The organism is Geobacter sp. DSM 9736 (assembly GCF_900187405.1).
Taxonomy (GTDB): domain Bacteria; phylum Desulfobacterota; class Desulfuromonadia; order Geobacterales; family Geobacteraceae; genus DSM-9736.
Genome location: NZ_LT896716.1, coordinates 2,282,538 through 2,307,940 on the forward strand (window position 1 = coordinate 2,282,538; position 25,403 = coordinate 2,307,940).

20 protein-coding genes, 1 tRNA gene and 1 pseudogene are annotated in these 25,403 nt (G+C 55.3%); 12 read left to right on the forward strand and 10 right to left on the reverse strand.

The genetic code is table 11. The features are described from left to right. The first annotated feature begins 47 nt into the window (after window positions 1–47). Together thiD and thiC are read left to right on the forward strand one after the other, a co-directional pair. Window positions 48–1,547 carry a bifunctional hydroxymethylpyrimidine kinase/phosphomethylpyrimidine kinase gene (gene thiD, locus CFB04_RS10360; RefSeq protein WP_088535201.1) on the forward strand — a complete coding sequence of 500 codons (1,500 nt, stop codon included), beginning with the start codon at window positions 48–50 and terminating at the stop codon, window positions 1,545–1,547. Beyond that, entirely contained in the window at window positions 1,544–2,848 is a 1,305-nt protein-coding gene (gene thiC, locus CFB04_RS10365) for a phosphomethylpyrimidine synthase ThiC (protein ID WP_088535202.1), read from the forward strand. The genes thiD and thiC overlap by 4 nt, the downstream gene beginning before the upstream one ends. Window positions 2,849–3,062: 214 nt before the next feature. Here thiC and CFB04_RS10370 read toward each other — a convergent pair whose 3' ends face one another. Further along, window positions 3,063–4,130, reverse strand: coding sequence for a chemotaxis response regulator protein-glutamate methylesterase (locus CFB04_RS10370; RefSeq protein ID WP_088535203.1), 1,068 nt, complete (start codon window positions 4,128–4,130; stop codon window positions 3,063–3,065). A gap of 496 nt (window positions 4,131–4,626) precedes the next feature. Between CFB04_RS10370 and CFB04_RS10375 the strand changes: the two genes are divergently transcribed. The 5 genes from CFB04_RS10375 (at window position 4,627) to secF (ending at window position 11,258) form a co-directional block, all read left to right on the forward strand. Further along, window positions 4,627–4,702 (forward strand) — tRNA-Thr (locus CFB04_RS10375). A gap of 1,105 nt (window positions 4,703–5,807) precedes the next feature. Next, complete coding sequence (locus CFB04_RS10380) at window positions 5,808–7,568, forward strand: cation:proton antiporter (protein ID WP_088535204.1); 1,761 nt, start codon at window positions 5,808–5,810, stop codon at window positions 7,566–7,568. Between the two features lie 29 nt (window positions 7,569–7,597). Then, window positions 7,598–8,068 carry a universal stress protein gene (locus CFB04_RS10385; protein ID WP_088535205.1) on the forward strand — a complete coding sequence of 157 codons (471 nt, stop codon included), beginning with the start codon at window positions 7,598–7,600 and terminating at the stop codon, window positions 8,066–8,068. Window positions 8,069–8,741: 673 nt separating this feature from the next. Next, a complete protein-coding gene (gene secD / locus CFB04_RS10390; protein ID WP_088535206.1) occupies window positions 8,742–10,340 on the forward strand; it encodes a protein translocase subunit SecD in 1,599 nt (532 codons plus the stop codon). Between the two features lie 9 nt (window positions 10,341–10,349). Continuing rightward, the gene (gene secF, locus CFB04_RS10395; RefSeq protein ID WP_088535207.1) at window positions 10,350–11,258 is read left to right on the forward strand and encodes a protein translocase subunit SecF; all 909 of its coding nucleotides are present in this window, start codon (window positions 10,350–10,352) and stop codon (window positions 11,256–11,258) included. 93 nt (window positions 11,259–11,351) lie between these two features. On the opposite strand, the gene CFB04_RS10400 is transcribed toward secF, so the two are convergent. Then, window positions 11,352–11,657, reverse strand: coding sequence for a hypothetical protein (locus tag CFB04_RS10400; protein WP_088535208.1), 306 nt, complete (start codon window positions 11,655–11,657; stop codon window positions 11,352–11,354). 478 nt (window positions 11,658–12,135) lie between these two features. Here CFB04_RS10400 and CFB04_RS10405 point away from each other — a divergent pair, with 478 nt between their 5' ends. After that, on the forward strand, window positions 12,136–12,666 hold the full coding sequence (locus CFB04_RS10405) for a YkgJ family cysteine cluster protein (RefSeq protein WP_088535209.1): 531 nt from the start codon (window positions 12,136–12,138) through the stop codon (window positions 12,664–12,666). A 410-nt stretch (window positions 12,667–13,076) separates the two neighbouring features. Here the strand turns inward: CFB04_RS10405 and CFB04_RS10410 are convergent, their stop codons facing one another. Next, window positions 13,077–13,286, reverse strand: a complete 210-nt coding sequence (locus CFB04_RS10410) for a GSU3473 family protein (protein ID WP_231934478.1) — start codon at window positions 13,284–13,286, stop codon at window positions 13,077–13,079. Window positions 13,287–13,326: 40 nt separating this feature from the next. Further along, window positions 13,327–13,503 (reverse strand): hypothetical protein, encoded by a 177-nt coding sequence (locus CFB04_RS17915; protein ID WP_157698776.1) that lies wholly within the window; start codon window positions 13,501–13,503, stop codon window positions 13,327–13,329. Window positions 13,504–13,716: 213 nt separating this feature from the next. Between CFB04_RS17915 and CFB04_RS10415 the strand changes: the two genes are divergently transcribed. Next, window positions 13,717–14,535 carry an alpha/beta fold hydrolase gene (locus tag CFB04_RS10415; RefSeq protein ID WP_088535210.1) on the forward strand — a complete coding sequence of 273 codons (819 nt, stop codon included), beginning with the start codon at window positions 13,717–13,719 and terminating at the stop codon, window positions 14,533–14,535. Here CFB04_RS10415 and scpB read toward each other — a convergent pair. The 3 genes from scpB to CFB04_RS10430 all read right to left on the reverse strand — a co-directional run bounded on the left by scpB (window position 14,532) and on the right by CFB04_RS10430 (window position 17,082). Next, window positions 14,532–15,311, reverse strand: a complete 780-nt coding sequence (gene scpB / locus CFB04_RS10420) for a methylmalonyl-CoA decarboxylase (protein WP_088535211.1) — start codon at window positions 15,309–15,311, stop codon at window positions 14,532–14,534. The two genes, CFB04_RS10415 and scpB, sit on opposite strands and share 4 nt — an antisense overlap. Before the next feature lie 154 nt (window positions 15,312–15,465). Continuing rightward, window positions 15,466–16,200 carry a Smr/MutS family protein gene (locus CFB04_RS10425; RefSeq protein WP_088535212.1) on the reverse strand — a complete coding sequence of 245 codons (735 nt, stop codon included), beginning with the start codon at window positions 16,198–16,200 and terminating at the stop codon, window positions 15,466–15,468. Between the two features lie 21 nt (window positions 16,201–16,221). Continuing rightward, on the reverse strand, window positions 16,222–17,082 hold the full coding sequence (locus CFB04_RS10430) for an OmpA family protein (RefSeq protein ID WP_088535213.1): 861 nt from the start codon (window positions 17,080–17,082) through the stop codon (window positions 16,222–16,224). Between the two features lie 168 nt (window positions 17,083–17,250). Between CFB04_RS10430 and fusA the strand changes: the two genes are divergently transcribed. Then, the gene (gene fusA, locus CFB04_RS10435; RefSeq protein ID WP_088535214.1) at window positions 17,251–19,317 is read left to right on the forward strand and encodes an elongation factor G; all 2,067 of its coding nucleotides are present in this window, start codon (window positions 17,251–17,253) and stop codon (window positions 19,315–19,317) included. A 145-nt stretch (window positions 19,318–19,462) separates the two neighbouring features. On the opposite strand, the gene CFB04_RS10440 is transcribed toward fusA, so the two are convergent. From CFB04_RS10440 to CFB04_RS10450, 3 genes are all read right to left on the reverse strand, one after another. Next, window positions 19,463–21,433, reverse strand: coding sequence for a cation acetate symporter (locus CFB04_RS10440; protein WP_088535215.1), 1,971 nt, complete (start codon window positions 21,431–21,433; stop codon window positions 19,463–19,465). 18 nt (window positions 21,434–21,451) lie between these two features. Next, window positions 21,452–21,760, reverse strand: coding sequence for a DUF485 domain-containing protein (locus CFB04_RS10445; protein ID WP_088535216.1), 309 nt, complete (start codon window positions 21,758–21,760; stop codon window positions 21,452–21,454). A gap of 295 nt (window positions 21,761–22,055) precedes the next feature. Next, window positions 22,056–22,385: a hypothetical protein gene (locus CFB04_RS10450; protein ID WP_088535217.1), complete on the reverse strand. Its 330-nt coding sequence runs from the start codon at window positions 22,383–22,385 to the stop codon at window positions 22,056–22,058. Window positions 22,386–22,662: 277 nt separating this feature from the next. On the opposite strand from CFB04_RS10450, the gene CFB04_RS10455 reads away from it, so the two are divergent. Continuing rightward, complete coding sequence (locus CFB04_RS10455; RefSeq protein ID WP_088535218.1) at window positions 22,663–23,385, forward strand: sulfite exporter TauE/SafE family protein; 723 nt, start codon at window positions 22,663–22,665, stop codon at window positions 23,383–23,385. A 296-nt stretch (window positions 23,386–23,681) separates the two neighbouring features. Next, a pseudogene (locus CFB04_RS10460) lies at window positions 23,682–25,400 on the forward strand (heavy metal translocating P-type ATPase); the annotation flags it as partial. Between the last annotated feature and the right edge of the window lie 3 nt (window positions 25,401–25,403).

Genomic DNA, 25,403 nt, shown 5'->3' on the forward strand with positions numbered 1-25,403 from the left:
CGCGGCTCCATGTCGCGGCTTTTTGTTTTTCAGCGACAGGAATGGTCATGAACAAGCAGTCCAAGGACTTCCTTCGTCTCGTCATCGACCATGACGAGAGCACGCCCCGAATCGAAGGTCTTTATCTAGTGACGGACGAAGGGGAGCGGCTTGTGGAGAGGGTGCGCTCTGCGCTTTCGGGAGGCGTGGCTGTACTCCAGTACCGCTGCAAGAAGAATAGCCCCGAGGAGAAAGTGGCGCTGGGAAGGGAGCTGCGAGCACTCTGCGTCGATGCCGGCATACCGTTCATCGTGAATGACGACCCGCACCTCGCCCTGGAGCTCGACGCGGACGGTGTGCACCTGGGACAGGAGGATACCTCCCCCTTCGCCGCACGGCAGATCCTCGGGCCCAAGAAGATCGTAGGCGTTTCGACGCATACCGTGCGGGAAGCCCGGCAGGCGGAGGCGGACGGCGCAGATTATATCGGCTTCGGAGCGATGTATCCGACGGGAAGCAAGACAGTCACCCATCTACCGGGGCCTGCGGCCCTCCGTGAAGTGAAGGGCTCAGTCGGCATACCGGTGGTAGCCATAGGCGGCATCAAGCGGGACAACGCTCTTTCCGTTATGGACGGGGGCGCCGATGCGGTGGCTGTCATATCTTCGGTGCTGGGCGACCCGAATCCGGCCGTGGCGGCAGCTGAACTGGCACTTCTTTTCAACCGGCGACTCCCCCCGCCCCGCGGAACAGTCCTCACCGTCGCCGGCAGCGATTCCGGTGGAGGCGCGGGAATCCAGGCGGACCTGAAAACGGTGACTCTTCTCGGCGCGTACGGAGCGTCGGCCATTACCGCTCTCACTGCACAAAACACGCGGGGAGTTACCGGCATCTGCCCTGTTCCTCCTTCGTTCGTGGAAGAGCAGATAACAGCGGTTCTAAGCGACATCCCGGTTGACGTCGTAAAGACGGGAATGCTCCATTCGGCAGACATAGCTGCGACGGTCGCCGAAGTGCTTGAGCGCTTCGGCAAACGCATCCTGGTCATCGATCCGGTAATGCTGGCGAAGGGGGGTGCGCGGCTCGTCGACCGGCCTGCGGTAACTGCGATCCGGGAGCATCTCTTCCCCCTGACCTATCTCCTCACCCCGAACATACCGGAAGCAGAGCAGCTGACGGGGGTTACTATCCATGACGAAGCAGGAATGGAGGAAGCGGCACGCGCCCTACATGCCCAAGGGGTCCGGAACGTGCTCCTCAAGGGAGGGCACCTTACGGAGGGTGCCGCGGTGGACCTGCTTTTCGACGGCACCGGCTTCATGCGCTTCCCTACCCGGCGCATCATGACCAAAAACACCCACGGTACCGGCTGTACACTGGCATCGGCCATCGCCGCATTCCTTGCCCGGGGAGAACCGCTTCCCGCCGCGGTAGGACGCGCAAAGGAATTCATTACCACAGCCATCCGGCTGGCCCATCCGCTAGGCAGGGGTCACGGACCGGTCAATCATTACCTGGCGGCACAAGAACAGCTTGAACACGAAAAGAAGCTTGAGGAGCAACCATGACCCAGCTCGACCAGGCCCGCAAGGGCATCATAACCGAAGAGATGAAGGAAGCCGCCAGAAACGAAGCGGTAACTCCGGAAATGATCCGGGACGGCATCCTAGACGGCACCCGCATCATCTGCTGCAACGTAACCCACAAGAACGGACGCCCTCTAGCGGTGGGCAAGGGGCTGCGGACCAAGGTCAACGCCAACATCGGAACCTCGGCCGACGACCTCGACATCAGCAAGGAGCTTGAGAAGGCCCGGGTGGCGGTGGCGTGCGGTGCCGACGCGATCATGGACCTTTCCACGGGTGGCCCTGTGGATGAGATCCGTCGGGCCATCATCGCCGAGACCAACGCCTGCATCGGCTCCGTTCCTCTCTACCAGGCCGCCCTCGATGCGGTGCGGACCAGGAAAAAGGCTATCGTGGACATGACAGTGGACGACATGTTCGCAGGGATCGTCAAGCATGCGGAGGACGGGGTCGATTTCATCACCGTCCACTGCGGTGTGACGCGAAGCACCGTAGAGCGCATGAGGAACGAAGGACGGGTGATGGACGTCGTTTCGCGCGGCGGCGCTTTCACCATTGAATGGATGAGTTACAACAACAAGGAGAACCCGCTTTATGAGCACTTCGACAAGCTTCTGGAGATAACGCGGGAATATGACATGGTGCTGTCACTGGGTGACGGTTTCCGCCCCGGCTGCCTGGCCGACGCAACCGACCGCGCACAGATCCACGAGCTGATCATTCTTGGAGAATTGACGCAGAGAGCACGCGAAGCAGGAGTGCAGGTGATGATCGAAGGGCCCGGACACATGCCCCTCAATCAGATCGAGGCAAACATCCTGCTCCAGAAGCGTCTCTGCCACGGAGCCCCTTTCTATGTGCTGGGGCCGCTCGTCACCGACATCGCCCCCGGCTACGACCATATTACCTGCGCCATCGGAGGCGCCATCGCCGCCGCGGCTGGTGCCGACTTCCTCTGTTACGTCACGCCCAGCGAGCATCTGCGCCTTCCAACCGTCGAGGACGTCAGGGAAGGTGTCATCGCCTCCCGGATTGCCGCTCATGCTGCGGACATTTCAAAAGGGATCCCGGGAGCCATGGCTCGCGACATCCAGATGGCCCGCTGCCGGAAGAAGCTTGACTGGGAGGGGCAGTTCTCCCTGGCCCTGGACCCGGAGAAGGCACGGAGGCTCCGTTCCGAATCGGGTGTCGCCGATCACGGCGCCTGTACCATGTGCGGCGAATTCTGCGCTTACAAAGTAATGGACGATGCTATGGGGAAGGAAGCGGCGGCTGCCGGTTAATATTTCTACGCGCATCCCGAAAACAAAAAAAGCGGTGACGATTTCAAGTTCGTCACCGCTTTTCTTTACAACTTTCCGGTTAGCCCTGGGCCAATTGCGGAAAACTCAGGTTGTTCAAAAGCAGAAGACCGTCCCACCGGGATAAAGCCACATGGAGACCTAAGGCGCTACGCCGCACGCTGCTGCTTTCGGGGATGGTGGCGAGATGGCTTTCCTAGACCTTATCAAGAACCTTTCGCGCGATATCGTCAAGTGGAAGCACCACATCGACCCCGCCATGCTTGATAGCTTCGTTCGGCATCCCGAACACCGCACATGTAGCTTCGTCCTGAGCTACGTTGAATGCTCCCGCCTCCTTCATCTCCCGCATTCCCACCGCGCCGTCGTCACCCATTCCGGTCATTATGACTCCGATTGCATTGGCTCCGGCGTAACGGGCAGCCGATTTGAAGAGCACGTCCACCGACGGACGGTGGCGCGAAACGAGAGGTCCCGTCCTCACTTCCGCAAAATATCCCCCCACGCCGCGCTTGAGCAGCATGTGCTGGTTCCCCGGAGCAATAAGGGCGAGCCCTGGCTCTACCCTGTCGCTATTTTCTGCCTCCTTGACGTGCACGGCACATAGTCCGTCGAGCCGTTCTGCGAATCCGCGGGTGAAGTTTTCCGGCATGTGCTGCACCACTAGAATTCCCGGTGCATCGGGCGGCATCTGCCGAAGGAATACTTTAAGCGCATCGGTCCCTCCGGTGGACGCACCGACGACTATTACCTTCTCCCCCGGAGTGCTGCAAACAGGTAACTCCGGCCTTGCCCTTACGATCGGAGGCGATGGACGCTCTACATCCACCTGGCGGTGCGGCGGAGTGCAGCCGATCACCCTCAGCTTTGCCCGTGCCGCCGCTTTCACCGTGTCGCAGATCATAATCCTGCTTTCTTCGAAAAAGGTTCGGACACTGACCTGGGGCTTTGCGATTATATCTACAGCGCCGTATTCCAGAGCAAGCACGCTGTTGGTCGCCCGGGAAACCTGGCTTGAACAGATGACGACGGGAATCGGCTTCAGGGTCATGATCATATGGAGAAAGGTGAGTCCATCCATATGGGGCATTTCGATGTCCAGGGTGATGACATCAGGAGTCTGCTCCTTGATGCGGTCCGCCGCAGTCATGGCATCCCCGGCTGTGGCCACCACTTGGATTTCGGGATCCGATGCAAGAATTTCGCTCAGTGCCTGGCGGACCGTCAGGGAATCATCTACGATCAGCACCTTCACTCTACTCATTCACGCTCTCTCCTTTTCCTGCTGCTGGAATACCTGATTCACACATCGGCACCAAATGAAGCGCCTTATGCGCGACAAGCCGGAACCTGGAATCGCTCCCGGAGATATGCATCAACTTTTTTGCAGGGCGTTGTGAATCATTCACGTATATGCTGATCGGTTCAGCGACGCACAACTTGAAGCTGTTTCTAATCTTTCAGGTATTTAGAAGGAAATATCAATGGAACGCCAGCGACCCTTTTCCATAAGAGGATTGACACATGGATTTTATTACGATAAATAAGAATGGCTTCAAGGCAGTTGCTTCGCCGTCTCTATTCGCAGGCAGTGCGCTGACATAGCTCAGTTGGTAGAGCATGATTCGTAATCAGCAGGCCGTGGCTGGTCACCAAAACAAACCTTGCATATACAGGGACTTAAGACAGAGGTCTGGAGCCCCGTATTTTCTTGTGTAAGATCTGAGTAAGAGAAACTTTTTTACCGAAGAATTTATTTTGCCGGTGTAACTCAGTTGGTAGAGTAGCTGATTCGTAATCAGCAAGTCGGCGGTTCGAGTCCGCCCATCGGCTCCAAAATCAAAGGGTTAGGCAGATTTGCCTAACCCTTTTCATCTTTTTGGGCATGGAAAGTTCATCGTTTGTACTATCAGGGTGTCGCAGTTTATTTGCGATGGTTGCCATCAATCACGTTGTAACGGTCAGGGGAAATCTGTGCGACAATGACCGGTTTGGTGACATCAATGGAGAAGCTTAAAACTCCGGCTCTTCGGATACAGGATAGGAGACAAGATCTCCCGGAATGCCTGCGGGGTAATCTATTAGAAAAGAAGTCCTCTGCCAACCGGAAGCCGCTGGTGATTTTAATCTAATATTCTTTATACAGCCGCTAGTTTGCAGGCAGAAAGTCCTTTTTCTTGCAAATCGCAACCTGTTTAGGTAAGTTGACGACATGATTTTGTTGAGAAAACTAAACGGCTCTAAAATTTGTTTTCCATTTATCCTGACGATACTGTTGCTGTTCGTCTTTAATGGAATTAATGTTTCTAGAGTTTCGAACCTTAACAATGGCAAAATCGGCACGTATATAGGTGTCAACACCACGTTGAATGTCTCTCAAGCAGGTGTTGCAAAGGTTGGTCATTTAGTTGATTCAATCTGCTGTTTTTTTGTTTTCACGAATAGATTCGTCTTTCAAATTACCTCTTTCTACCACGAATCCCTCACAGCAATCTCTACCTTAAATTCAGCCATCCCCCCCAGGGCTCCACCCGTTTAACATCCCCATTTGCTTAGAATTTGATTTACAGGCTTTTTTTCATCGTTGTGAGAGAACTGCTGCATTGTCATATCAGGTTTTCTGTTGGTTAAAGAAAAATATCCACGACTTGAGCATGGATTGTTTTTCTACAAAACTTGTGGCGCAGAGCTGCTTTTTCTGTCCTGTTCGTCGGTATACAAGACGCAGGTTCCCGCTGCTATTTTATAAGATGGTTGCAGGAAATGAGAGGTATGTCATGATGCCGATACGAAGGAAACAGGCCATATATACGGCACTCCCGAAGTATTTTAAAGGGGCAAACTGCCTGAACCGTGGCACCCTTCAATCTTCTGCAATAGCAGAATATCCTTTCCTTCAATTTTCGCAGGTGATTGAAGATATTTAATACAACGAGGTAATATGCACGATCTTGGTCTCATAATGACGATAACTTGTGGCTTTACGGCGGCGCTGATTTTTGGCTATTTGACCCATCGCCTCGGCATGTCACCAATTGTGGGTTATCTTTTGGCAGGTATTGCCATTGGAACGCACACTCCCGGCTTTGTCGCCGACCGGGCGCTTGCAGAGCAGTTTGCAGAAATCGGCGTAATCCTCCTCATGTTCGGCGTTGGTCTTCAGTTTCATATCAAGGAACTTTTGGAAGTGCGGCGCGTAGCTATCCCCGGAGCCGTGTGTCAGAGCGCCGTAGCTACCTTGTTGAGCTGCTTGGTGGCACGTTGGCTGGGATGGAGTTGGGCAGCAGGAATAGTCTTTGGTTTTGCCGTTTCGGTGGCCAGCACTGTAGTGCTCCTAAGAGTGCTGGTAGACAACAATGAACTACATACGCCCACCGGACACATAGCCGTGGGTTGGCTTGTTGTCGAAGATATTTTCACCGTTTTCCTGCTAGTGCTTCTTCCCATATTATTTGGACCAGAGATGGCAGAGACTACAAGTCTCCCCTCGGCCATGGGCCTCTCATTTACAAAGATAGCCATCCTTGTCGCATTGACCTTCTTCTTCGGTGGTCGCCTCATCCCCTGGCTCCTTGAGCACGTTGCAGCCACTCATTCTCGTGAGCTCTTCACCCTTACCGTCCTTGTTCTTGCCTTGGGAATTGCGGTGAGTTCTGCCAAAATATTTGGTGTTTCCATGGCATTGGGGGCATTTCTGGCGGGGATGGTAGTAAGGCAATCTGACTTCAGCTTCCGTGCGGCCTCCGAGGCGCTGCCGATGCGGGATGCCTTTGCTGTTCTCTTCTTTGTCTCTGTAGGAATGCTCTTTAATCCTGCGCACTTGTTGGAGGCGCCAGGGCTTGTGCTCGCTACACTTGTTATCATATTGCTGGGCAAACCACTGGCGGCGCTGGTAATCGTACTTGCCCTTGGGTATGCGCCGCGAGTTGCCCTCTCCGTTGCTGTGGCTCTGGCACAGATCGGAGAGTTCTCATTCATCATAGCCACCGCGGGCAGAGACCTTGGTGTTCTAAGCGAAAGCGGTGCCAACGCACTAGTCGCTGCCTCGATCATATCGATAAGTCTTAATCCTCTTTTGTATCGCGTTATCGGTCCGATTGAGAATCGGCTTAGGCACACCCGTCTATGGCAGATGCTAGAAAAACGGTCAAAGCCGCGTCTATCCAAAGGAGACGAAAATATGCCCGGCTATGCGTCTATTTCCCGTGACCGGGCGGTAATAGTAGGGTACGGACCCACGGGGAAAACGCTGGCGCGCCTGCTTGGCGAAAATGAAATCGAGCCGATTGTGATAGAGATGAATCTCCAAACTGTCCGCAACCTCCAGGCTGAAGGAATTGCGTCCATTTATGGGGATGCCTCGCTTCACGAAACCCTAAAGGCTGCCGGCGTAGAGACTGCTGTTGCACTTGTACTTACGTCCGCAGGGATGCAGGGGAGTGAGGAAGTCATCCGGATGGCGCGCAGCCTCAATCCAAGGCTTCGTATCATTGCCCGAGCGGCATATCTCCGAGACATCTCGATATTGCGTCGGGCCGGAGCCGACGCAATCTTTTCAGGTGAAGGGGAAGTTGCACTAAATATGACCGAACATATGCTGCGTAAGCTTGGTGCCACCGTTGAACAGATTGACCGTGAACGGGAACGGGTCAGACGTGAGCTTTCCGGCGAGCTTCTGGCCGTGAAGCCATTTGGAACGTAAAATACTTTAAGAAAGGAAAGGATATCGGAATGAGAATTCTTTTGGCAATTGATGGATCTCCATCTAGCGATGCCGCAGTTGATGAGGTTTGCCGACGGCCATGGCCCGAGGGGACAGAAGTTCTCCTTTTAACCGTGCGTTCACCTCTAGAGATTATGACATTACACAAATCTTCACCTCTTCCGATTGACAGCAAAGACATTTTCGAACATCCGGACTTGGAAGACATGAAATTCTTGGATATCGCCGCCACTGAACTTGAACAACGTGCGCCTGAATTGAGAGTTAAGACCATGCTTCTGGAAGGACGGCCAAAAGATGTCATCCTGGACGAAGCAGAGTTATGGGGTGCAGAACTAATCGTGCTTGGTGCGAACGGTTACGGTGCTATCAGAAGATTCATGCTCGGATCAGTTTCTTTTGCCGTCGCTCTCAATGCGCCCTGCTCAGTGGAGATAGTGCGCCGCCTGCCCGAGCACCGGATAAACATCGATAAATGAACCCGCCTCTTATGATTTAATCTTGCAACATGTGATCGACTTTCTATAACGCGCTGGGTAATGTTCATGATGAAGCGATTGCATAACCGCCAACACCTTATTCCTCTCGTCCTGACGGTAACGGTTCTTTTTGCCTGTCACGGGATCATCCTCCCAGGTGTCTCGTCTTTTCAAAAGGCAAAACAATGTGCCTCGGTAAGCGTAAAATGTCATGACTATGCCTCACACTCCAGTTTTGCGAAAACCGGTTTTGTAGCAGACATTATTAATTTTGATGACATCCTAAAAAGAACAACCTTTCAAATTATTTCGATTAATTTGGAATCCCGCACGGCAGTATCTGTCCTAGACTCTGCCATCACCCCCAGGGCTCCACCTGCTTTAACCTTCTCATAATTACATTACTTTCAGGTATCTTTGGCGTCACTGTTTTCAAAGGCGTTAAAGTTCCCCATCCATTGGATCTTCTGTCGGGAGTGAGGCTCAAGTTCGTGAATCAGGCATGAGCTTTCCCTTGATACGCCCGTGCTTAAACATGCTCGCGGCACAAGGGTAAGTCTGGTTTTGCTCGTCTCACAATTCAGTCCATGCTGCGCGTCTCTCATTCCACTGGCATTGAGAGGGCAACCGCTCCAGTTGAAGATCCCTCAGCACAATTTGAAGGAGCTTAACCATGAATAAGACTCTTGCATGGCGCGCAAGTCTAATATTGCTTTTCGCGCTCCTATCGTTTCTTTATCTAACGCCTACGCTTATTCCAACATTGCCTCAATGGTGGAAGGGCATCCTCCCCAAAGAAAAAATCAACCTTGGTCTCGATCTCCAGGGTGGCACCCACCTCGTAATGGAGGTGGATACGGAAAAAGCTATCGAAGGCGCTCTGGATCTTATAGCCACTGATCTCGGGGACTCGCTCGACGCTCAAAGACTTCGCTTTCTGAGCGTTGGCAGGGTCGGTGAAGGGTTTGTGCAAGTAAGGCTGTACGATCAGCAGACTGCCAACACCGTCAAGCAACAAATCAAGAAGAAATATCCGGAGATGGACGTTGTTGAACATACCGATTCAGAGGGTTTCGTAAATCTGCAACTGAGTATGGACAAAAAGGTGCTATTCGAACGTAAAGACAAGGCGGTAGCACAGGCGCTGGAAACCATTCGTAACCGGATTGACCAGTTCGGAGTTACGGAGCCGATCATCCAACGTGAAGGGAGCAATCATATTGTGGTTCAACTCCCCGGTGTTAAAGACCCTAAACGTGCCATTGAACTGATCGGTAAGACAGCTCGTCTTGAATTCAAGCTGGTAAACGAGAGCATTGATCCGAGCGCCACACCAGGGACAGCTCCTGAAGAGGACGAGATACTATTTGAGAAAAAAGTCGATCCTCGAACCGGTGCGGTGTCGGAGGTCCCTCTTGTTGTAAAAAAAAGAGCAATGATTACCGGAGACCTGCTGACCGATGCTCAGGTGAATTTCGATTCTCAATTTAACCAACCATATGTTGCCATTGAGTTCAATTCCACAGGCGCGAGACTTTTTGATCAGGTGACCGCCGCCAATGTAGGAAAGCGGTTCGCGATCGTGCTCGATAATACCATTTATTCAGCCCCTGTTATCAGGGAGAGGATTTCAGGAGGAAGTGCGCAAATCTCCGGAGCTTTTACTGAAAAAGAGGCAGGGGATCTGGCCATTGTATTGCGTGCCGGCTCTCTTCCCGCTCCGGTCAAGATCGTTCAGAACGTAACTGTTGGGCCTTCCATAGGTCAGGATTCGATTCACAAGGGACTGATTGCCGGTGCTGTTGGGGTGGTTTTGGTAGTGGTATTCATGGTGGTCTATTATAAATGGGCTGGAGTAGTTGCCAATATAGGCATGGTGTTGAACATCCTGTACCTGATGGGGATGCTTGCTGCCCTTGGAGCAACCCTGACTCTTCCCGGTATTGCAGCGATTGTTCTGCTGGTCGGGATGTCGGTAGATTCCAACGTTCTGATCTTTGAGAGGATCAGAGAGGAAACCAGGATGGGGCGAACACCACAAATGAGCCTTGATGCCGGGTATGACAAGGCTTTCCTGACAGTTATGGACTCACATGTAACGACCCTCATCACTGCTGCGGTGCTTTTTCAGTTTGGTACCGGTCCTGTCAAGGGCTTCGCAGTTTCCTTAAGCCTCGGGATCATAATCAACCTTTTTATATCGCTGGTGGCGACGAGAGTCATCTTTGACAGCTACCTTCGTAGTCATGATGTCAAGAAGCTCAGCATATAGGAGGTAATAATGCAACTCATCAAAAAAACCAATATCGACTTCATCGGCAAACGAAAGATCTCCTTTGTCATCTCAGGAATAATCGCAATAGTTGGGATAATTGGCATTATTCAGATTGCCAGGAATGCTGCAAATATGGGTATAGACTTTTCCGGTGGAACCGCGGTACAGCTAAGTTTTTCGAATCCCGTCTCAACGGAAAAGGCCCGCGATATTCTGGCTCAACACAATCTCAAAGAGGCCCATTTGCAAGAAATAAAGGAAGGGAACAAACTTCTGATAAAAGTGGGAAAGGCCAATCAATCTTCAGGAAACGTCGCCGATACAATCAAACGAATATTTGCAACCAATTTCCCCGACAATAGTTTCGTCGTCGAGAGTTCTACCGAAGTTGGCCCCTCAATTGGGGACAAGTTGAAGAAAGATACGCTTGTAGCCGTGGCGATATCCATGTTGGGCATCATTATTTACATCGCATGGCGTTTCGATTTCAAGTTCGGTATCGGAGCCACTATCGCTACTCTTCATGATGTCCTGGCCATGATTGCCGTCTTCTATTTAATGAACAAGGAGATCGACCTCCTGTTCGTCACTGCCGTCCTGACCATTGCCGGCTATTCCCTTACAGATACAGTCGTGGTTTTCGACAGGATCAGGGAAAACATGAACAAGAGCTTTGCCGGGTCGCTTCCGGATTTGTTCAATAAGAGCATCAATGAAGTCCTCTCAAGAACCGTAATAACCTCTGTGACCACCTTTCTGGCTGCGTTTTCTTTGTACCTGTTCGGAGGAGAGGTGATTAACAATTTTGCCTTTGCCTTGGTGGTTGGCGTTGTAGTGGCGACTTATTCTTCGATCTTCATTGCAAGTCCAATTGTTGTGGAAATGGAAAAAACGCCAGTACGGCATCAAGAATAAGGCAGATTTTTCAAAAAAAGGTAGGGGCAGTAAAAATCCACATGATTAGCCAGTCTAGTGCAGTTTAATCAAGGCAGAAAGGGATGTCGACAATCAGGTAATAAAGGGAGTGCTTGATAAGCGGTTGTACCAGATCGTCAGGCGTATAGCGGGAGCCAGTGGCGGCACGTTTATTACCACGGGCAAACCTTCTGCTCCCGGCTCCCGCTCGAACGTCTCAGCGGACTGAGCCCGGGTCTCTTCAAGCTTCTTTTCGAGCTTCGCCCAAGCCTTCTTTTTCCAGTCCTCTGAAGCCTTGGCAAGCTGCTCGTACTTGATGAACAAGACCTTGCCATCCTTGACCGAAACGAACCGCACTCTTTCAGCAATTCGCACATGCCCGGAGATCAAAAAGAACATATTTGCGGATCAGCGACACCAAGATTCAGTGCAAGGTATGACTTGTGATGGCGACAGCTTTTAAGTGAACGTTGCACCTGTTCCCCAACAAAGCACTTTCTCTTTGAACTGGATCTTCCACCAGCGGCGGCGGATATTTTGATGGAAGACATGTTCTCGGGTGAATACGATGGCCGTTAAAGTAGTCAGCCTCTCTGACTTTCGGTAACCATTGCACTAAATCAGTAGACGGGATACTCTTGCAACTATCGGAAAGGGAAAGGTCAGCTATGATAACTTAGACTGTCCGACTGACTGACATAGCCTTTAATAAAAGATGCCCCAATAACACCGGATACTTGTGGCATTTCCGCAATACGATTAGTAATCAGCAGATCAGCGGTTCGAGTCCGCTTATCGGCTCCAGCATATGAAGCCCCGGTTCCATGGAAACCGGGGCTTCAGCTTTTTCCGGAAACAGGCCCCGGAGGATATGTAAGTGAAGCATCTCGAAAACTACCGCGTCCTCATTGCTAAAATCGATGACTTCTGCAACCGCGTCACGGAAGACCTTGCTGAGCACATAGCCTGCCGCCCCGGCTGCGACGGGTGCTGCCGCCACCTTACCCTCTTCCCCGTGGAGGCGGCGGCTCTCATTTCGGCATTGGCCAAAGCACCACCTGAGCTCGCAGAACAGATCACAGAACGTGCCAGACAGGCAACTCCCGATGGAGATTGCCCTCTTCTCATCAATGGCAGGTGTGCCTTGTACGAGAGTCGCCCGGTGATCTGCCGCACACATGGACTGCCCCTCCTCATAAGAGAGGATGCAGCCTCTAGGCTTGACCACTGCCCACTCAACTTCAAGACGCTCGAATCCATTCCCGGCCATCTGATCCTCGATATCACGCCCCTCAATGCAATGCTTGTCTCGGTGAACGCTCTCTTCACGGCAGAGCGTCCCGCCACCTTCCCTGAACGGGAGCGCATCAGTATCTCGGAGGCGCTTCTGATCCGCCAGAGGGGGTAGCGGTCACCTCGCAGGCACCGAACGTGCTTTTCCCGGCAGAGCTTTTCAGGCCTTCCCTGCTTTGTGTACGCGTGATGTTGACCCAACCATGGGGAGAAGAGAATCCTAACAATTTCCCAGCTCCGATCAGGCCGTCCAGCTCGTCATGAATTACAGCGTCGTACATCTCATCAAGGTACTGGACAACAATCAGCATCGAACCTCCGATATTGATGGTGAATTTCCAGTATCGGCACCGCCGGCAAATACCTTAGGGATTTATTAATGTGCCTGATGCAATGTGGAGGGCGGGGAAGTTCGCCGCCAAGGCAAATGAACCGTAATGTTCATTCGCCTTAACGCGTAGTAGCCGGGGAAGCGAGGACGGCCACTCTAGGAAGTGGAACAGACGGAGGGCAAAGGGAAGGGTGTTATGCTTCGCCTGAATCACCGGTAACTACACTGAAGGGTTTTCGCCGTTCAGGGCCGTCGTAGACACCGCCACTGCCCCTGACACGGTCGCATCCTATGGTCACCCACTCATCAGAGCGGGCAAACTCGGCAATTTTACCGGTTGCAATCAGATAGTCTAGACAGTAATCTTCGACTATCCCATACTCATCATCCATATAACGGACCATCACAAGCATCATGCTCCTCCTGCGTGTTGCTTCATAATATTTACTTCTTCAATACGGTCTGCACATTCAGAGGGGGGAGAGGAATGAATTCTTCCATGACCACCTTCTCCCAATCGCACGAATTGTCATACCCGGCGATCCTTCCATCTTCAGTATCAAATGTGAAATCAGCGACGACGTCGTAGGTGAAATCGTCATAACACACAAGAATGCCCATGGTTTCCTCCTTGCAAAGGGTATCGGCATAGGATAAGAAAAGGTTTAGTCGGAAAATACCTGAGGAAGCGATCGGTCCTACGGGCGCGCCCACTATGTCAAAACTGGTCGGAAATTGCAGATTGGCTTAATTACCTCGAAGGCCTGCCTTTTCTAGTTCAGCACGGCAGAACTGGCGCCATTCAAAAGAATTGCTGTTAGGAAGGAGGGAAGGATGCGTGCATCGGTAAATGGCATAACGATGGAATTTGAAATGGGGGGAAGCGGAACACCGGTACTTCTTGTGCACGGGTTCCCTCTCAACAGACAGATGTGGCAGCCACAGATGAAAGCCCTCATAGCCGCGGGCTACCGCGTCATCTGCCCAGACTTGCGCGGCTTCGGCGGCAGCGAAGCTTCCGGAGGGGAAACCGGCATTTCTCAGTTCGCCGATGACCTGGTCGGGCTCCTGGACCACCTGCAAATCGAACGGGCAGTGATCGGAGGCATGTCGATGGGGGGGTATGTATTGCTCGACCTGCTTGAACGTCATCCTTCACGGTGCAGCGCTGCCTGCTTCATAGTCACAAGAAGCGGCGCAGACGACGACGCAGGAAAAGCACGAAGGCTCGCTCTCGCCCAGGAAGCAGACAAGTTCGGCCCTCAGGTTGTGGCCAACGCCTTTGCGGGGATACTGTTTGCACCCGGGGCCGAGGATAGGCACCCGGAGCTGACCGCTGAAGTATACTCCTGGATGGTCGCCACCAGCACTTCGGGACTGACGGGTGGCCTCCTCGCCATGCGTGAACGGAAAGACTATACGCCCCTTGTCCCAATGCTCCGCATTCCCTGTCTGGTTATCGGGGCTGAACAGGACCGGGCCATTCCTCCGGAGAACTCACGTCAACTGGCTTCAAAGATTCCGGACTGTACCAGCTGCATCATTCCCGAGGCGGGGCACCTTGCAAACCTGGAGCAGCCGGATGCGTTCAATGCCTGCCTGCTGGGATTCCTCGACAGACTGAATGGAAAATTTCCCGGCAATAGAAGTTAAACACCGGTGAAAACGGGGGACCGCTTCTCAAGGAAAGCCTGAATCCCTTCAGTGTAGTCGGTGCTGTCGTAGACCAGGCGGCGGAGCCCCTGGATGCGCTCGAAGGTAAGGGGATTGAGCGGATAGGCGCTCGACAGGAGCCTGATCTGCTCCTTGATGACCGAAATGCTCAGAGGACTGTGCCGTGAAATGTTACGCGCCATTTCATAAGTGAACTCCTCAAGCCCATCTACCGGGACAAGATGGTTCAGAATTCCCACCCGCTCGGCACGCTCCGCCGAAAGGGGCTTGGCAGTGAAGAACATTTCCTTCACGATATTGGCCCCCATGATATTCATGAAGTGGAGGATTCCCGAAGCGTTGTACGGAACCCCGATCTTCGCCGGAGTCATGCAGAAACTTGTGGTGGGGCACCCGATGAGAATATCGCAGCTGAGGGCAAGATCGCACGCTCCTCCCCATACGCTCCCCTCGATCATTGCAATTACCGGCATGGGAGTATTCTGCACCCCTCGCAGAACTGTAATTAGGGGATCGTTGTAAGCAAGCGGGTCTCGGCCAGGCAGCGGCAATTCCCGCACGTCGTGCCCCGCCGACCAGACCTTTGCTCCCGAATGGGCCCTCAGGACGAGAACCCGCGTCTTGCTCTTCTGGAACCATTCCATGGCATGCATTACCTCGTCGACCAGTGCTTTGCTCAGTACATTGCGCCGATGGGGGTCGTCCAGAACTATGGTGCCGATGTGGTCCTGGAGCTGGGAAATGATGAGCGACATTCGGATGCCTCCTTCCGACATTTAAAACAAACTCTAATTCACCAAATTTTAATATCGGTAGAAAGGCGGGAATAGTTAGGGCCATCTTCTGCACGAAACAATAAAAAAGGCAGCCGCTTTGGCTGCCTTAAAAACCTGATCATGTGCAAGAGAGTCAGCCGGTCTGGTTCCGGACACCCACCGGCAGCTTCTTGTCCTTGTCCCGGAGAAATACCACAAAGGCCCCCGAGCCACCCATCTGCCTGGGGGCAGGCGAGAATTCAGCGACCATGCCCCGACCTTTGTCCCGTAGCCATCCTGCCACCGCGCGCTGCAGCACCGGCTCTCCCGGCGAGTTGTTACCCTTGCCTGTTATCACGAGCACTGCCTGCTGCCGCCGGGTCCATGCTCCGGCAACGAAACTGGCAAGGCACTGCAGAGCCTCGTCACGCACCATCCCGTGGAGATCGAGTTCATAGTCAATCCTGATCTCTCCCCGTTTGAGCTGCCTGGTCCGGCTCGCTGAGAGCGGACGCAGGGTATCGTCGTCACTTTCCTCCCTCTCTTCCTCACGGAACCGGACGTCAAGCTGAAGGTTCGCCAGCGCATCCAGAAATACGTTCCGCTCCTCCTGAGTGATGGGGGATGGCGCAGAGGCGGGTTTAACCGCGGATACCTCCTTGAAGGGCATCTTCCCGGAAAAAGGGCGAACGCCTTCCATAGCACGCAGAAAAATGTCCCTTTCCCTCGCCGAATCCACTTTCTCCTGCTCAGGCTGGACCTGCCGCTCCTGCTTCACCTGAAGGGGGTCTGGCCCTTCTTCGGCAGGTTTATACCCTTTCAGTGAAGAGAACTGAGCCGCCTTGAAAGCAGCCGGTTGCGGCTCCTGTTTTTTCTTCTTTTTCGCCATTGGTTATCACATTTCCCTAAGCTAGTCCCGAGGTACCAGAATGATCTCTATCCGCCTGTTTTTAGCCCTCCCTGCATCGGAAGCGTTATCCGACACAGGCCTGTGCTCGGCATAGGCAACCGCCGCCAGATTGGCAGGATCGACTCCCTGGTCCTGCAGGTACCGCGTTACGTTGATTGCACGGGCAGCAGAAAGCTCCCAGTTGGTGGAAAACCTCCGCGCCAGCGCCCCCACTATCTGCACGTTGTCGGTATGCCCCTCGATCCTGATCGATTTATCACGCACCGTCTTCAGAATCTCGACCACCTTCTGAAGTACCGCCACCCCTTCCGGCTTTACCTCCGCTTTTCCCGAATCGAACAGAATGGCATCCACCATATTGACGGTCAGCTTTCCTTTCAGTTCAGAGATCGTCACCTGGCCTTGGGCTATCTCATTCTTCATTTTATCCAGCAGGTCCTCATAGGTTTTGCTAGTCTTCTGCACTTCCTCTTCCTTAGCTTTCTGGAGAGAAAGGACTTCTTTCGCGAGGCGTGCGTTCTCGTTCTCCAGATCGGCGATCTTCTGCCGAAGCTGGGTGATGGTAGTGGAAAGCGTGTCAGACTTCGCTTTCAGAACCTTTTCCAGCTCCCTGTTATCGACGGCCAGCTTCTCTTTATCTCGAAGCAGGTCAGCCCTCTCCCCTGACAGCTTCTCCACCTGCTCCCTGAGGGTGCTGTTATCCGCTGCCAGCTCACGATGCTTTTCCTGGAGTGCCGCCAGGTCCTTCATCAGGGCAGCGGTTTCGTCCACCTTTTTTAAGTAGGTGCTCTCCTTCACGAGGCACCCCCCGAGCGGCAGCGAAAAGGTCACCGCAAGCACGAGCAACAGTATTCTCTTCATCTTCAGCCTCCTCCCGCGGGTCTTGCAACTCCGGCCCCGCGTCACGTTTGGCATAGTAACAACCGACCGGAGCAAAGTCAACGCAGGGGCTTTATTATCAAGATCCCTTCCTTGTGCTGTCAGGTTGTTTCGGTATAATGAGACAGCCTGAACAGTTTCGAGGTGAACATGTCCGGAGCATCTCCCGAACAGATTCGCAACATCGGCATCATTTCCCATATCGACGCCGGCAAGACCACCGTTTCCGAGCGTATCCTCTTCTACAGCGGGGAAACGCACAAAATCGGCGAAGTGGACGAGGGGCTGGCGGTAATGGACTGGATGCCCCAGGAGCAGGAACGGGGCATCACCATCACGGCCACAAGCACCACCTGCCGATGGCGGGCATGGCAGATCAACCTCATAGACACACCCGGCCACATCGACTTCACCATCGAAGTCGAGCGGAGCATGCGGGTTCTGGACGGTGCTGTCGCCATCTTCAGTGCAGTTGAAGGTGTCCAGCCCCAAAGCGAATCGGTCTGGCGGCAAGCCGAGCGATACCGGGTGCCGCGTATCTGCTTCATAAACAAGATGGACCGGGTCGGCGCGGATTATTCTGGTGTGCTCGCTCAGATGAAGGAGCAGCTCGATGCGAAGCCTCTACTCATGCAGCTTCCGATAGGCACCGAGGGGAACTTCACGGGGGTTGTCGATCTGATTGCCCAGGAAGCCCTCTATTTTCCTGAAAATGAAAGAGGAAAAGAGGTAGAGCGGCGGCCGGTGCCCTCCGAGATGATAGACGAGGTCTGCCGTCAACGGGAGAAGCTTATGGAATCGCTGGCGGAGCAGGATGATGCTGTTTGCTCCCTGTTTCTCGCCGGAGACGCGATCCCCGCCGAAGCGGTTCATCAGGCAATACGCCGAGGGACCCTCGAATGCTCCATCTTTCCGGTATTCCTCGGTGCGGCTCTGCGCAACAAAGGGATTCAGCCCGTGCTCGACGCCGTAGGCCTTTTTCTCCCCTCGCCTCTCGACATACCGCCGGTAGCCGCACAAGAACCGGAGACAGGAGCGGAAGCGGCTGTAGGCTGCGGCACCTCCGGCCATTTCTGCGCCCTCGCCTTCAAGGTTCTCTCCGACGAAGGAAGAAAGCTCACCTACCTGCGCATCTACCAGGGGACGCTCCGCGTCAACGACACTCTCCTCAACGCATCCCGCGGTTGCCTGGAAAAAGTATCCCGGATCTTTCGCATGCACGCCCACAAGCGCGAACGCCTCGACGAAATCGGATGCGGCGAAATCGCTGCCGCTCTGGGCCTGAAGGAGACCCTCACCGGGGACACCCTCTGCCATCCCGATCAGCCTCTAATCCTGCCGGGAATCTCCGCCCCGGAACCTGTGGTCTCCCTCGCTGTGGAGCCGGTCGGGGCAGAGGACAGGGAGGCCCTTCCCGCTGCGCTCGAAAAGCTGCGCTGGGAGGATCCGACGTTTCGGGTCCGGGAGGACGAAGAGACCGGCCAGACAATACTTACGGGGATGGGGGAGTTGCACCTGGAAATAGTTGTGGACAGACTGGCCCGTGACTTCGGGGTAAAGGTGAAAACCGGATCGCCACGGGTGGTATACCGCGAAACGATCACGAAGGCCATCGACCACCGGGAAGTCTTCAGGCGCGAAGCGGAAGGAAAGATACAGGGAGGAGAGGTGCTTCTTCGGCTTACCCCCCTACCCCGCGGGTCGGGGCCGGCCATAGTTCTCTCTCCCTTGGAACACACCACGCTCCCCGCCGAACTGCGTGCAGCTCTAGACGACAGCCTGCGCCAGTCCTGCTCCGGCGGGCCTGCTACCGGCTATCCCCTCACAGATGTCGAAATTACGGTGCTGGAGGCGCCCCTCACTCCCGGAGTTACCACCGAACACGGAATTCGCGCTGCTGCACAGCGGGGCCTAATGATGGCGGTCCGCAGTGGAGCCCCGACCCTCCTAGAACCGGTCATTTCGCTGGAACTGCTGACGCCGGCCGAATTCGCAGGCAGAGTCCTTGGGTCGCTTCAGCAGAAGGGGGGACGGGTGGAAAATGTTGTCACCGGAGACTCGGTGCATACCATCCGAGCATTGGTCCCTCTTTCCGGCATGTTCGGCTACATGACCGAACTGCGCAGCGCCACCAAGGGACGAGGCACCTTCAGCATGGAATTCTCTCATTTCGATCAGGCATCCCCGGAAGTATTGCGGCGTTTCGGTCTTGGTTGAGCCGCTGGGCCCGGATAACCCTCTCCCTCCGCTCCCCGTCATATAGTTTTTCTACCCTACTCTCACATAAAAAAAGGGGGAAGCTGACGCTTCCCCCCCACTACATTGCAGTCGCCAATCAAGGCGTGATGAACCGAATCGGTTCCTAGTGATCGATGGCCTTGGCCATGCCGATGCCGGTGTTCTGGCGGACGTAGATCTCGTCGAACATCTCCTCCGAGCGGCGGCTCGGGAAGGCAAGTGCGGCGAAGATCGCAGCGAGGAACCCGATGGGGATCGAGATGATGCCCGGGTTCTTGAGGGTGATGAGCGGCTTGTCGAGACCAAGGATCGATTTTCCGTCCTTGTTCTTCTCGAAGTCGGTCTTCGCCTTGTCGTAAGCCTTGATCTCCTTCTCGGTCAGCACGGCACCCGGAGCGAGGGCTGCCATTTTCTTCTCGGTCGACTCGATAACCTTCTTGGCGTCGGCTGCGACTATCTTCGGGTAGGTCATGTTCGGGGAGACCATAACGAGCCCGATGGAAACCAGCGTTCCCACCAGAAGCCCGGCAATGGTACCGGCGGTGTTGAACTTCCTCCAGAAGAGGGAGAGCACTACGACCGGCAGGTTGCCGGAGGAGGCGACGGCGAATGCCAGTGCCACGAGATGGGCAACGTTCTGCTTCTCGGCGGCGATACCGATGATGATACCGCAGGTACCGACCACGAGGGAGGTGATGCGGGCAGCCATGACCTGCTCGTGCTGGTCGGCATGACCGTCTTTGATGACGTTTACGTAGATGTCGTGGCTGATCGCAGCGGAAGCAGCGAGAACGAGGCCCGAAACAACCGCCAGGATGGTTGCGAAGGCAACCGCACAGAGGAAGGCGAGTAGGAGGTCGCCGAGGAACGGAGAGATGTCGCCGCCGAGCTTCTGGGCGAGCATCATCGCCGCCATGTTGCCACCCTTGTCAACACCCATGATGCCCTGCGGGGTCAGGTGGATTGCAGCACCGAAACCGAGGAGGGTGGTGAGGATGTAGAAGGAGCCGATGATGAACATCGCCACGATGACGGACTTGCGTGCGGCCTGGGCGGTCGGAACCGTGAAGAAGCGCATGAGGATGTGAGGCATCCCTGCAGTACCAAGAACAAGGGCCATCCCGAGGGAGATCTGGTCGAGCGGGTTCTTGAGGAAGAGGCCCGGCTCAAGGAAGCGCTGCCCGTAGTCCAATCCTGCCTGAACCTCCGTATGCTTGAGGAGGGTCTTCTGCACGTGCTCGATGATCATCGGGTTAGTGGAGATGTCGGTGAAGAACTGGAGCGGGTTCATGCCGGACTTGATCCCTACGAGGATCGACAGGAGGCCTGCGCCGGTCATGAGAAGACCCGCCTTGATGATCTGGACCCAGGTGGTTGCGGTCATGCCGCCGAAGACGACGTAGCCGACCATCAGGATGCCGACGCCGACTACGGCGCCTTTGTAGGGAATCCCAAGAAGTAGCTGCATGAGCTTTCCGGCGCCGACCATCTGCGCGGTTAGGTAGAAGGTGGAGACGGCGACGACGGAGATGGCGGCAACTGCGCGAACCGGCTTCGGCTCCGTCCTGAAGGAGAGGATGTCCCCCAGGGTGTACTTGCCGGCGTTTCTGCACGGCTCCGCCACGATGAGGAGCACCGTGATGTACGCCACGAGCCACCCTACCGAGTACATGAACCCGTCATACCCGTAGAGCGAAATCATCCCGGAAATACCCAGGAAGGAGGCCGCGGACATGTAGTCGCCGGCGATGGCCCAGCCGTTCTGGGTACCGGTTATGCCGCCGCCTGCGGTGTAGAAGTCGGCAGCCGACTTGGTCTTCCTTGCAGACCATATGACGACGCCGAGGGTGGCGCCGATGATGATGAGGAAGATCGGGATGGTGACCTTGGGGTTGGCCTTAAGCTTTGCCGGCTCGGCAGGCTTGGCGGCAGGAGTCGCAGCCGGAGCGGCCTGGACGGCGGCCGGAGCAGCAGCGGCGGCAGCAGGAGCAGTGACGGCGGCAGCGCCGGGTGCGGAAGCCTTGGCCGGGTCCTCGGCGTGGGCAAATGTTCCCAGCGAGAGAGACAGTGTTATGGCGACGAGTAATTTCTTCATGGTAGCGTTACTCCTCCTTTAGGTGAGTTCCTCGACGAGCTCGCGGGTGAGCCTGTCGAAGTCCTTGTTGGCCACGTGGGCGTAGTACATCGCAAGTGCCCAGGAAACAAAGAACTGGGAAAGCGCGAAGAGGTAGCCGAAATTGATCGCTCCAAGAATCTTGATCTTGAACAATCCCGGCGTATACGCCGCTCCGATGGGAAGGAGGAAATAGTACACGGTGGAGAAAATCCACCAGCCGAACAGAAACACCGTCTTCTTGTGGTGCAGTTCGATGAACTTCGGGTGCTTGGCAATTTTTGCCCAGTCATACTGCTTTTCAGACATGTGAGTTACTCCTTTAGGTAAAGTTTCCACCAAAACGATTCATGCAGTTCTTCCTGTCACGTTAACATTCCAAGCTGCACTACGGGTAAAAGGTCACCTCCTTTTCTCATGGTTTTTTTGATAGATAGAGACAGCGCCGAGACCCGTTGTACCGGGGGCCGGACAGCAGCCCCTGCCGGCGCAATGATGTCCTCGGGGACTGCATGCGGTTCATCGGGTGCGCGAAGATCGAACCGTCCGGCCCTGAGGAGAAGCGGGCGCCGGATCGCAGAGGACGCATTATCTCTTGACTCTTTCAGCAGAAGGATTGTTCTCCGGGAGGAGATGCTCTGGCAGGAAAATGCGGGTTGCTGCCGGCAGTGACGGCGGAAACCGGGAACGCAGAAACCGCCTGTTCGAAAAACATGGGGGGTTCCGGCAGGAGCGAATCGACCGCAGCAACCTCGTCAGCGGGCTTTACGACTACGGCACTCAATCTCTCCTTGGAAGCAGGATGCACGACAGGAAGGGGGGAGCCCTTCAGCTCGCACCCATCCTGCCACGACAGGACCGGCAGTCCCACCCCCAAACCGGTGACGAAAAGAGCGACCGTTATGACAAGTGCATGATAAGCTTTCTGAATCACAGTTGTTTACCTAATACCTGAACGGTCATTTAATAATACAGTGTTCCGAAAATTCAACAAAACTGAACCCCACCAAACACCCGCGTCTTAACCGAATAAATTCAGGGATTTATACAACTACGAATAAATATAACAGCTTTATAAATCATTCGCAAGTTAAATATTTGAAAAAAAAATAAAACTTCTACACCCTTTATGGAGGCACAACCGGCTGCCACCCGCTTGCATCTTCCTCCCACTCGATTATTCTTATTAAAAATCAGCGGGAGGTCTACCCGTGACGAGTCTCTTCACCATCGGCTGCATAGGAGGGCTGTTCGCCTGCGGCCACTGCCTCGGCATGTGCGGAGGATTTGTCCTCCATCTTGCCAGGGAAGACAACGGCCGCAGGATGCTGATCGATCAAACCCTGTGGCAGGCCGGAAGAATCACCATGTACATGTTCCTTGGCGCGCTGGCCGGGTACATGGGATCATCATTCGAAAAGCTTCTACCTTCGTGGCTGCAAACGGGAATCGGCGTTACCACAGGGGCAGCCATGCTGCTGGCGGGTCTCTCCCTTCTGGGACTCCTGCCGCTGCGGGGGAAAAAATCTTCCGCGAATGGACTCGCAGGCCCTCTTCTCGCCCCTCTTTTCGCAACCCCCAACCCGGGAAGCGCGCTCCTCCTGGGATTTACCACCGGAGTTCTCCCCTGCCCCGTAGTGCTCGGATTTCTAGCCTACGCACTTAACTCCGGTTCCGTCGCAGACGGGATTGCTGTCATGGCCGGCCTCGGCATCGGCACACTCCTTCCGCTCCTCGCCCTCGGCACCGCCGGACGCCTTGCTGGGCTCCATTTCAGAAGGTGGGCCTCGGTGGCCAGTGGAGTAATCCTCGTTCTCCTCGGTACGGGCACAATGCTTCGCGGTACACCGCTCTACCACCAGCTCCTGGGCTGCTCGAACCAGGCTGCCGCCCCGACACCCGCCGCCAAACCGCACTGCTGTTCCGGAGAATAGTAATGGGGTTCACTAAAGGTGGTCTCCGCACCTGCTGCGCTCACTGCGGACTACCATTAGCCGCCAGTGGAGCCGTTGACAAACCGCTCTACTGTTGCCATGCCTGCCGGCTGGTGGCCGGCATCGTCGGCAGCGGCAATGATGGGGAGCGGGCGTGGCATACCCTGAGGCTGGGGATAGGTGCGCTCCTCGCAATGAATATCATGATGATTTCCCTTCTACTCTATACGGATTGGGTCGAAGCGGGAGCCGTCGATATCTTCAGGCACGTGCTCCTCGCCCTCTCCCTCCCCGCGATGGGCATCCTCCTGTACCCTTTCGTCAGCGGCGCATTCCAGGAACTACGGGAAGGACGGACAAGCCTCGACACCCTCGTCGCAGGAGGATCTCTTGCAGCCTTTGCCGTCAGCGCCGTCAACACCCTGTCCCGAACGGGCCATATCTACTTCGATACGGCAACGATGCTTCCCGTCCTGGTGACGGTAGGCAGACTGATCGAGTCGAGCGCAAGGACGAAGGCGGCGCACCTGCTGCAGGCTGTCGACCTCCTTCTCCCGGCGACGGCCCTCCTAGTGGATGGAGAGGGGACGCGGGAGGTCCCGGTGGGGGATCTCCGTCCGGGAGATATGGTCCGGATCAGGCCCGGAGAGCGGATAGCCGTGGACGGCCGGATAAGGGAAGGATGCACGGTCATAGAGGAGACGGCTTTCACCGGTGAGGCCGGCACGGCATTTCGTGGTTGCGGCGACCGCGTTCTCGCCGGCACGATCAACGGCCACGGCAGCCTTTTGGTCGTCGCCGAAGAGGTTGGAGCGGAAGTCCTTCTCCAACGGATAGTGGCCCTCACCGAGGCGGCTCTCCGCAATCCTGCCAGGATCGAACGCCTTGCGGAAAAGCTCGCACGCGGGTTCGTCCCACTGGTGCTCCTGATCAGCGTTGCCGCCGCTGCCTACTGGTCCATGAGCGGCGATCCGGTCCGGGGTGGGCTCAGCGCACTCGCCATACTCGTGGTAGCCTGTCCCTGCACTCTGGGGATAGCCACGCCCCTTGCAACCTCTCTGGCTATAGCCTGTGCCGCACGGGCCGGGGTCGCCGTGCGGGGAGGAGACGTGATGGAGCGGATCGGCGAAATCGGCGTCGTCTTCTTCGACAAGAGCGGTACCGTCACGGAAAGCGATTTCCATCTCCAACGCATAGAAATACTAGATCCGGAAACACCGGAGACGGAACTACTCGGAAAGCTTGCGGCGCTGGAGTCCGGAAGCGAACATGTTATCGCCGGGGCGATCGTGGCGGCCGCCCGATCGCGCGGGATACCAGTAGGGACTGCAAGCGGGATCGTCGTCACCCCCGGAAAGGGCATCAGCGGCACGGTGATATGGGAGGGGAAAGAATGTACGGTCAACGCGGAAACAGCGCGCAGCACAGAAGCGGATATGGCGGAAGAATGGGGATCGCTGACGGTTGTAACCGTCTCCTGGGGAGGAACGGCACGGGGGAGGTTGTCTCTTTCCGCTCCTCTTCGCGCAGACGCAGCAGCTTGCGTTTCAGCTCTGCATCAGCAGGGGATCGCAACCGTACTCCTCTCGGGAGACCGCTACGAAGCGGCAGCGGCCGTTGCGCAAAAGACGGGAATCGAAAAGGTGGAAGCACCGAGGACGCCCGAAGAGAAGCAGGCGGTGATCCGGAATGCCATGGGGGGGAGCGGTGTGGTCGCCATGGTGGGTGACGGCATAAACGACGCCCCTGCCCTGGCCCTGGCGCCTGTCGGCTTCGCCCTCGGCCCCATAGACCTGGCGCGGCACTCTGCCAATGTAGCGCTTCTCTCGGGCCGCCTCACCCTCATCCCCTGGGTTATCGGTCTCAGCAGGAGTTCGAGGAGAATCGTCCGGCAGAATTTCGCCTGGAGCTTCGGCTACAACGCCATTGCTATCTGCGCGGCGGCAGCGGGAATTCTCCACCCCCTCATTGCAGCCGGCGCCATGGTCGCCTCCAGTATTTCGGTCATATGCAATTCC

Bases quoted from the DNA above. Each gene is read 5' to 3' on its own strand.
- secF (WP_088535207.1), top strand. From the start codon at position 10,350: ATGCAACTCATCAAAAAAACCAATATCGACTTCATCGGCAAACGAAAG.
- secD (WP_088535206.1), top strand. From the start codon at position 8,742: ATGAATAAGACTCTTGCATGGCGCGCAAGTCTAATATTGCTTTTCGCG.
- CFB04_RS10425 (WP_088535212.1), bottom strand. From the start codon at position 16,200: ATGGCGAAAAAGAAGAAAAAACAGGAGCCGCAACCGGCTGCTTTCAAG.
- scpB (WP_088535211.1), bottom strand. From the start codon at position 15,311: ATGTCGCTCATCATTTCCCAGCTCCAGGACCACATCGGCACCATAGTT.
- CFB04_RS10380 (WP_088535204.1), top strand. From the start codon at position 5,808: ATGCACGATCTTGGTCTCATAATGACGATAACTTGTGGCTTTACGGCG.
- CFB04_RS17915 (WP_157698776.1), bottom strand. From the start codon at position 13,503: ATGGGCATTCTTGTGTGTTATGACGATTTCACCTACGACGTCGTCGCT.
- CFB04_RS10410 (WP_231934478.1), bottom strand. From the start codon at position 13,286: ATGGTCCGTTATATGGATGATGAGTATGGGATAGTCGAAGATTACTGT.
- thiD (WP_088535201.1), top strand. From the start codon at position 48: ATGAACAAGCAGTCCAAGGACTTCCTTCGTCTCGTCATCGACCATGAC.
- CFB04_RS10415 (WP_088535210.1), top strand. From the start codon at position 13,717: ATGCGTGCATCGGTAAATGGCATAACGATGGAATTTGAAATGGGGGGA.
- CFB04_RS10445 (WP_088535216.1), bottom strand. From the start codon at position 21,760: ATGTCTGAAAAGCAGTATGACTGGGCAAAAATTGCCAAGCACCCGAAG.
- CFB04_RS10370 (WP_088535203.1), bottom strand. From the start codon at position 4,130: ATGAGTAGAGTGAAGGTGCTGATCGTAGATGATTCCCTGACGGTCCGC.
- CFB04_RS10430 (WP_088535213.1), bottom strand. From the start codon at position 17,082: ATGAAGAGAATACTGTTGCTCGTGCTTGCGGTGACCTTTTCGCTGCCG.
- fusA (WP_088535214.1), top strand. From the start codon at position 17,251: ATGTCCGGAGCATCTCCCGAACAGATTCGCAACATCGGCATCATTTCC.
- thiC (WP_088535202.1), top strand. From the start codon at position 1,544: ATGACCCAGCTCGACCAGGCCCGCAAGGGCATCATAACCGAAGAGATG.
- CFB04_RS10440 (WP_088535215.1), bottom strand. From the start codon at position 21,433: ATGAAGAAATTACTCGTCGCCATAACACTGTCTCTCTCGCTGGGAACA.
- CFB04_RS10400 (WP_088535208.1), bottom strand. From the start codon at position 11,657: ATGTTCTTTTTGATCTCCGGGCATGTGCGAATTGCTGAAAGAGTGCGG.
- CFB04_RS10385 (WP_088535205.1), top strand. From the start codon at position 7,598: ATGAGAATTCTTTTGGCAATTGATGGATCTCCATCTAGCGATGCCGCA.